At 61.0% G+C, this 7,653-nt stretch carries 6 protein-coding genes, 2 pseudogenes and 1 other annotated feature; of the genes and pseudogenes, 4 read left to right on the forward strand and 4 right to left on the reverse strand.

The genetic code is table 11. The features are described from left to right. Nucleotides 1-68 precede the first annotated feature (68 nt). Complete coding sequence (locus CV023_RS17440; protein WP_230748264.1) at nucleotides 69-965, forward strand: LCP family protein; 897 nt, start codon at nucleotides 69-71, stop codon at nucleotides 963-965. A gap of 9 nt (nucleotides 966-974) precedes the next feature. On the opposite strand, the gene CV023_RS17445 is transcribed toward CV023_RS17440, so the two are convergent. After that, nucleotides 975-2,561 (reverse strand): hypothetical protein, encoded by a 1,587-nt coding sequence (locus tag CV023_RS17445; protein WP_230748266.1) that lies wholly within the window; start codon nucleotides 2,559-2,561, stop codon nucleotides 975-977. A 104-nt stretch (nucleotides 2,562-2,665) separates the two neighbouring features. Here CV023_RS17445 and CV023_RS19210 point away from each other — a divergent pair, with 104 nt between their 5' ends. Together CV023_RS19210 and CV023_RS17450 are read left to right on the forward strand one after the other, a co-directional pair. Beyond that, the gene (locus CV023_RS19210) at nucleotides 2,666-2,857 is read left to right on the forward strand and encodes a YceI family protein (protein WP_350309938.1); all 192 of its coding nucleotides are present in this window, start codon (nucleotides 2,666-2,668) and stop codon (nucleotides 2,855-2,857) included. A gap of 28 nt (nucleotides 2,858-2,885) precedes the next feature. Beyond that, nucleotides 2,886-3,143 (forward strand): annotated as a pseudogene (locus CV023_RS17450) (helix-turn-helix domain-containing protein); the annotation flags it as partial. A gap of 112 nt (nucleotides 3,144-3,255) precedes the next feature. Here the strand turns inward: CV023_RS17450 and CV023_RS17455 are convergent. Continuing rightward, a complete protein-coding gene (locus tag CV023_RS17455; protein WP_284934826.1) occupies nucleotides 3,256-4,185 on the reverse strand; it encodes an IS3 family transposase in 930 nt (309 codons plus the stop codon). Further along, nucleotides 4,087-4,215, reverse strand: a sequence feature (AL1L pseudoknot). Its footprint overlaps the gene before it by 99 nt. Continuing rightward, nucleotides 4,176-4,379, reverse strand: a pseudogene (locus CV023_RS19215) (transposase); the annotation flags it as partial. (Overlaps the previous feature by 40 nt.) The pseudogene CV023_RS19215 and the gene CV023_RS17455, both read right to left, overlap by 10 nt. A gap of 80 nt (nucleotides 4,380-4,459) precedes the next feature. On the opposite strand from CV023_RS19215, the gene CV023_RS17460 reads away from it, so the two are divergent. Beyond that, nucleotides 4,460-5,694 (forward strand): IS3 family transposase gene (locus CV023_RS17460; protein ID WP_442859951.1). Its coding sequence is split into 2 segments (ribosomal slippage): nucleotides 4,460-4,742 and nucleotides 4,742-5,694, totalling 1,236 coding nucleotides; the frame shifts between segments, so codons are not numbered across the junction. A gap of 188 nt (nucleotides 5,695-5,882) precedes the next feature. Here the strand turns inward: CV023_RS17460 and CV023_RS17465 are convergent. Next, on the reverse strand, nucleotides 5,883-7,184 hold the full coding sequence (locus CV023_RS17465) for an ISL3 family transposase (RefSeq protein WP_230748276.1): 1,302 nt from the start codon (nucleotides 7,182-7,184) through the stop codon (nucleotides 5,883-5,885). Nucleotides 7,185-7,653: the final 469 nt, after the last annotated feature.

Below are 7,653 nucleotides of genomic sequence, written 5' to 3' on the forward strand. Positions count from 1 at the left end.
TCGGTCGCCTCGATACTTGTCTATGATTGAACAGACAGACATCAGCCGGGCACGGGGAGACGCGAACAATGGCCAAGTTGACGAAGATGGCCTCGGCATTAGGATCCATCATGGATCTGGGCAGCGCCCGCGCTGAGTTCGATCAGCCCGCGCGCGTGGTCTCGGACACCGAGGCGTACCCTCCAGAGGAGATCCGTCCGCCTGGCACCGAGACGCAGTCCATGTTGCTTCGAATCACCGATTCCATCGGCAGCCAAGGCGATACGTTCGCCGTCATCCACATCCCGGCGACGAAGGATTTCGCCGCGGCGCTCGTCCTCAACCCGTCGACCCAGATTGAGTCCGGTCAGACTTTTGCTGCCATCGCCGATGAGGGCGGTTGGCCGGTCGTCGTGGCCATGGTCGAGGAGTTCCTCGGCACCCGCATCGATCACGTCGCCGAACTCGAAGCCGCGGCCCTGGGCGCGGTCGTCGATGAACTCGGCGGCCTGCAGGTCTACAGCCGGGCCCCTTTTGAAGCCGCCGGAACCCAATTCGCCGAAGGTACGAACACCCTCACCGGGGCCACCTCTGCGATCTTCGCCTCGGCCGATCCGATCGACGACGCCGGACAGACCCGGACCCGCAATCAGCGGGCTCTGCTGCGTGCTCTCATCCAGGGGCTCAAGACCGGCGGACTGGCCAAGAATCCGAACAAGGCAGCCGCCGTGCTCGGCGGTTTCGCACTCGGCATCCGGCATGACGCGAAGCTGACGACGATCGAGCTGGGCAAGATCGCCAACTTTCTGCGCCAGCTCCAGACCGATGACCTCGCGGTCGTCACTGTCCCGACGAATTCGCGACGCGAAGCCGATGGCACAGTCCTCGTCGACTTCGACCCCGAGGCGCTGCCGGCACTTAAGAACGCCCTGGCCGGCAATGACCTCCCGGACTTTTTCCGGTACCTGGTGTCGCTCGGGTACTGACTCAAGCGGCTACTTGCGCATGATGAACACCGTGACGGAGCTGCCCGCCAGGTCGATGTTGAGTTCATTCTCGTCCATTTCAGGACTCGCCGAGGCGGATGCGCTCTTAGTCGATTCCGACTCGCTGTAGGGCACGGTGTCCGGTAGCGGGTTCGCCGGGATCACCTGGGTACCATTCTTCGCGTCGTTTGAAGCGCCGTAGACCTGGGAGGCCTTGTCCACGGAGAATCCCTCCGGCATGCTCAGCGTTACCGGGTTCCCACCGACCTTGGCCGCGTCATTGGCGTTGATGACGGTCGTGACGAGTGTTTTCCCCTCGTCCTTCGAGACGGTATAGGCGCTCATGTTGCCACCGCCCTTGACCGAGGTCTTTGTGAACGTCCCGCCGACGCTGGGCGCGAGGAGCCGCAGGCCGAGCATGTTCGGCCGCGGCACGAAGTCATTCGACTTCTGTCCGTGGTCGGCCGGGTCGCAGATCAGTGACATCGGCGCTCCCCCGTTGCAGGCTCCGAGCATCGAGTGCATGGCCATGCGTTCGACGCCGAGCTGTGCGGCGTAGAGAGTGTAGTCGGCGGCCCACAGCGCCGAGGCGTTAGTCAGGGAGGTGTCGTTCGTGCCCGGGCAGCTCGTCGGTCCGGTCTCTTCGAGCCACAGCGGCAGGTCCGCGGCGTCGGCTCGGTCCTTGCCGATGCCGAGGTTCTTCTTCGCGGACTTCTTCGCCAAGGGGTCGATGAGGTTCTCAGCCTTGGGGCCACGACCGGGGACCTTGCCTGAGTCGCATTCGTAGAGCTGATACCAGTGCTGGGAGATCGCAGTCTTGTGCTTCACGTCTGAGTCTGCGAACGTCTTCATCCATTGCCCGTCGTAGACGTCGGGACCAATGATCGGAGCATCGGGGCGTTTCTCATGGATCGCCTTGGCATAGGCTTCGAGCTGCTTGATGTACGTGGTTTCGTTCCAGTCGTCCCCGCGGACGGCACCGTCGGGAACATCTTTGACCGCGTACCCGTTCGGTTCGTTCCCGATCGCCAGACCGACCAGAGAATCGCCGAGGATGTCGACCGCGTGCGCGGCCATGTCCGCTCCGCGTGCGGGATCATAGGTACCGAGAGGAATCCCGAGGGTGACGGTCGATCCGGTGCCAGCGACGAGTTTCTTCAGACGTTTGAGGTCATCGGGTGTGATCGTCGTCTTCTCGGAATGTTTTGGCTTCTCCCCTTTCGACGTCCAGAAGGTACGCCGGTCCAATGCGTTGCCCCCGAACCGCAGTGCCGGTGACCCGAGAGTCTTCAGCTGCTCGTCGAGGTTCGACGAGTCGGGGTCGAGACGGGGATCGGCAAGGTCGGTGGCTTCGAAGGAGATGCCGAGGTTGTCAGCGGTGAGACCGTGGCCGGGCTTCTCGACGGTCGCAGTGATAGTCGCGGCCTCGCCGGAGGCGGAGCCGACCGTTGTCTGCTCGAACTTGGTCGGAGTCGGGGTAGGTTCCGGTGCCTGATCCGTAGACGAGGACGAACCGTCCGAGCCCGACCCAGTACACCCTGCCAAGAGAAGAGCGAGCGCCAGAACGCCGCCTTGAATGGTTCGCCTGATCTCCACGGGAATAACTCTGCCCTGTTCGTCCTGATCCGACAACTTCCACAGTGCCGCCCGAGCTACCGTCTGCCCGAATCCCCACCTGCCGAGGCGATCGCCTCGCAGCCATGGCTTTGTGGTGGCAGAGACATCGCCGCCGAAGGAGAGGAGCCACCGCGTCCGAGGGCACCGGCAGCGAGAACCGCGATGCCCACCTGCGTTCGGCGGACTCCTTCAACGTGGAGACCTACTCCGAAATCCAGTACGTCTCATCGGCCATAGTCAACGTGGACCTAGTGTCGCGTATCGTTAGTTCCTGAATGGGTGGTTGTTTGGGAGAATTGGTGCATGGCGAATTCTCCCGCTCCGGCTCTGACCCTGTTCGAGGATGAGGAACCACTACTGCGTGAGTGGTTGAGATCGTCGACCATCAAAGCCGGTCTTGCCAGACGAGCACGAATCGTGCTGCTGGCTGCCGACGGAGTAGCGAACACTCAGATCGCGAAGCTGACCGACTCTTCTGTGGTCACTGTCCTGAAGTGGCGGGCACGCTACGAAGAGTCGGGGGTCGCTGGCCTCACTGATGACCAGCGCTCGGGTCGACCGAAGCGCCTCGATGACTTCGATATCGTGACAACGACATTGATGCCGCCACCGAAGAAGTACGGAGTCACTCTGTCAAGCTCCGGGTTTCGTAGAGGCTCCTTTTCTTGGTTTTCTATGCAGCCACCGGTTCGATGTCACTCTGGTTGGTCCATTCGGAATGGACCTCGAACGGCGGGCGATAATCAATGGCCGAATGCAGCCTGGCCTGGTTGTACCAGGCCACCCATTTCGACGTCTCGGCCATCACCTCGATCAACCCCGACCACGACTTCCGATCAATCAACTCCGCCTTATAGACAGAGTTCAACGCCCCAGCCATCGCGTTGTCATACGAGTCCCCACGCGACCCCACGGACGCAACTACCTCTGATTCCGCGAGGGTCTCGCCGTAACGAATCGACCGGAATTGAACGCCGCGGTCGCTATGGTGGACAAGCCCAGACACGTCTTCGCCGGCACGGAACTTCGCCGCTAAAGCCATTGTCAGAGCATTTCTGGCCAATGACTCGCGCATATGGTTCGTCACCTGCCAGCCCACAATCTCACGGTGGAAGACATCGAGGATGAATGTCGTGTACACCCAACCGGCAGTCGTCGATACATACGTGATGTCCGCGACCCACAAACAGTTCGGGCCACCAGCCTTGAACTCACGTTCAACGAGATCCTCCGGACATTCCTCAGCTCTTGCCGAGGCCGTCTTCGGACGCTTCCGCTTCCGGCGAACCCCGTCGATACCCAACTGGCGCATCAACCGTTCCACCGTGCATCGGGCGATATTCCCGAACTGTTCGGCGTACTCACGGTTGATCGCCTTCCACATCTTGCGCACTCCGTAACAGGAATAGTTCGCCTCATACACATCCTTGATCACGGCCATCAGTGCCTGGTCCCGACGGGCCCTAGCCGATGGATTGCGCTTCTTAAACGCGTAATACGAGCTCACAGCAATCCGCGCGGCAGTCCCTGACAGGGCGCGCACGATTGGCTCGACTCCGAACTCGTGACGATTGTTGTCGATGAAATCGACGACTACTTGGATGGGCGGTCGAGCTCCGCCGCGAAGAAAGCCGAGGCCTTCTTCAGAATCTCGTTGGCACGCCGGGCTTCAGCAAGCTCGGTCCTCAGCCGGCGGTTCTCAGCCTCGAGATCAACTGATTCGACAGGAGTAGCCCGGCCAGTGGCCTTGTGCTTGCGCACCCACACCCGCAATGGTTCCTTACTCAGCCCAAGCTGATTGGCGACGCTGAGGCTACCCTCGAATAGTGGACACCCAAGTTAGCGGGATTCGCAGTCCTGCTGAAAGGATGTTCAATATGTCAGATCAGAAACGCCAGCGTCGCTCTTACACCCCCGAATACCGGATCGAGGCCGCGAATCTCGTCATCGACACCGGCAGGTCGATCGCCGCGGTGGCCAAGGAAATCGGAGTCGGTGAACAGACCCTGGGCACCTGGGTCAAAGCCGAGAAACACCGACGCCACGTCGACGGGGAACCCACGGGTGCGTTGAACGAGGACGAACGGGCTGAACTGGCACGGTTGAGGCGAGAGAACTTCGATCTGAAACAGGACAACGAGTTCTTGGGAAAAGCAGCCGCCTTCTTCGCGTCGAAGCCTCGAAACAAGAGAAATTCGAACTGATGGACTCGGAGAAGGCACGTTACGCGATTCGCCGGATGGCCAGGCTCCTCGAGGTGACGAAATCCGGGTACTACGCATGGAAGAAACGGCGCCGGTCCGGACCATCGAAACGCGCGAGAGCGCAACGGAGCCTTGACGGGCACGTCGCAGCGGTCCACGCGGAGTCTGATGGTGTCTACGGGGCACCGCGGGTGGCAGCGCAACTGGTTCGACAAGGAGTGCGCGTGGACGAGAAGACGGTCGCCGCATCGCTGCGCAGACAAGGCCTCGAGGGGATCAGTCCGCGTCGGTTTAAGCCGGTGACGACTCTGCCGGGTGTGGCAACTCATCACATTCCGGATCTCGTGAAACGGGTCTGGGATCGAGGTGAGTTGGATGCTGTGTGGATCAGCGATATTACGTATCTGCGGACCTGGGAGGGGTTCGTGTACTTGTGTGTGATCCGGGATGGGTGTTCACGTCGAGTGCTTGGCTGGGCGATGGATGCCAGGCAGGATTCCGACCTGGTCGAGCGGGCGTTGAGGATGGCTCATACGCTACGAGAAATGGTTCCAGATGATGTGATTTTTCATGCCGACAAAGGAACGCAGTACACGTCGGGGCAGTTGCATCAGGCGTCTGTTGAACTGGGGCTCAAGCAGTCGGTGGGCCGGACCGGGGTGTGTTGGGATAACGCGAAGTCGGAGTCGTTCTGGTCGTCGTTGAAAACGGAGTTCTTCGAGCGGCGAGTCTGGCAGACCCGGGCTGAGGCGATGCGGGAAGTCGCTCGTTGGATCGAGGTGGTCTATAACCGGCGGCGGTTGCACTCGGCGTTGGGGATGGTCCCGCCGGTGGAGTTCGAGGAGAAGTACTTAGCCGGGCAGAGTGCCGGCCAGGTTCAGGAGGAAGCGTCTACGCAAGCTGCGTGACGTGGTTCACGTGTCCACGACTTGCGGGGAGGCTCAACGCGACTGATTGCTCCGTTCGCGGTCTCCGGGTCGGCTTGGGCATGGATGACGAGTTCAACGGCACGAGCCTTGAGCTCGTCGGTATATTTCACTGGCAAGAGAAAATCTCCTTCTTCCAATCTCCCTGCCTCTATTATGGCTCTTCGCATTTAGGAGTGTAACTGGGGCCTGAACCCTCCGGCCTCGAGCAAGCTCCGGGCGATGTAGTGGGTGAGGTTCCGGAATCCCAGCGCTGATCCGCGCAGGTGTTCCAGCCTGCCGTTCAATGCCTCTGTCGGCCCGTTCGACGTCCCCGGCCGATCGAAGTACGCCAACACATCCACAGCGCGCTTCTTCAATGTCCTCCCCAGCCGGCGCAGCTCAACAAGACCGGCAGGCACCCCCGACGAAACCGACTCGATGATCGACTGCAGCGACTTCTTCCCCGCGGCTCGGTCTGGGTTGCGGTATGCGGTGATGATGTCTTGGAACACGCTCCAGGTCACCTCGACATCAGCATGATTGTCATCAGCGAAGAGAGCGACGATTCGTTGTTGCTGCCGCTCGGTGAGTAACTGAAACCCAGTGTGCAGAGTCCGCCGGGCCTGATACAACGGGTCACCCTTCTTGCCGCGGTGCCCGGTCGTTTCCTGCTGAACACGCCTGCGGACTTCGTCCAGGCTGTCACCGGCGAGCTTGACGACGTGGAACGGATCCATCACTTCCACCGCGGCCGGAAGCTCTTCGACAGCCGCGGTTTTGAACCCGGTGAACCCGTCCATCGCCACGACCTCGATACCGTCGCGGAACTCCTTCGACCGCCCTGCCAGCCACGATTTGAACACGGCCTTCGACCGTCCCTCGACCATGTCCAGCAGTCTCGCCGGACCTGTCTTATCGCGGATCGGAGTGAGATCGATGATCACGGTCACGTACTTGTCGCCACGTCTGGTGTGCCGCCATACATGCTCGTCGACGCCGATGACGGCGACGTTGTCGAATCGGGTCGGATCATCGATGAGGACTCGCCTGCCTTCGGCGAGGATCGCGTCGTTGGCGGTGTGCCAAGCCACGGCGAGCTTGGCTGCGATGACTGACACCGTGGCGTGATCGACAACGAGTGCTTTCAGCGCCCAGGCGAGTCCGGTTCTAGAGATCTTCGCCCTGGCCGGGGCCGCGTGGTCGGTGTCATGGCGCCACACGCGCCCGCAGAGTTCGCATTTATAGCGTCGGAGTCGGATGTGCAGGGTGGTGGGGCGGTGGCCGAAGGGCTCGTGAGCCAATTTCCGGGTCACGGTGTCGCGAGGTGTGCCGTGACCGCCGCATCGGCGGCACCACTCATCGTCGGTCGTCGGGGTGCATAGGAGCACTGTTTCTCGATCGGTGACGTGTTGTCCGAGGCAATGGAGGCCGAGTGTGTCGAGGTGGCAGAACGTGGTGAGGTCAGGGGTAGAGAACGTAAGGTTGTGCACGTCGAGGTCTTTCGGATGGTTTGTGTAGGAACTTCCATCTTCGAAAGGCCTCGACCTATTTCCGTGTAGCGACGCGCATCGGTTCTACACCCTCAACTGCGAAGAGCCGGCAATGGAGGCCGAGTGTGTCGAGGTGGCAGAACGTGGTGAGGTCAGGGGTAGAGAACGTAAGGTTGTGCACGTCGAGGTCTTTCGGATGGTTTGTGTAGGAACTTCCATCTTCGAAAGGCCTCGACCTATTTCCGTGTAGCGACGCGCATCGGTTCTACACCCTCAACTGCGAAGAGCCCTATTTCCGTGTAGCGACGCGCATCGGTTCTACACCCTCAACTGCGAAGAGCCAGTGAACCGCGCTGCTCAAAAGAGCTTTCCCTTTGTCACTGTGAACCATGTATCCAGCAGCTGGTCGGCCCGCCTCGGCGAAGATCAGCGCTGCTTGTACACCTTCCGGGCGGCGATGACGCCGATG

Origin of the sequence: Brevibacterium sp. CCUG 69071 (genome assembly GCF_021023135.1) — a bacterium.
In the GTDB taxonomy this organism is placed as follows: Bacteria; Actinomycetota; Actinomycetes; order Actinomycetales; family Brevibacteriaceae; genus Brevibacterium.

Coding starts and splice junctions, on each gene's coding strand:
- CV023_RS17440 (WP_230748264.1), top strand. CDS start 69: ATGGCCAAGTTGACGAAGATGGCCTCGGCATTAGGATCCATCATGGAT.
- CV023_RS19210 (WP_350309938.1), top strand. CDS start 2,666: ATGGCTTTGTGGTGGCAGAGACATCGCCGCCGAAGGAGAGGAGCCACC.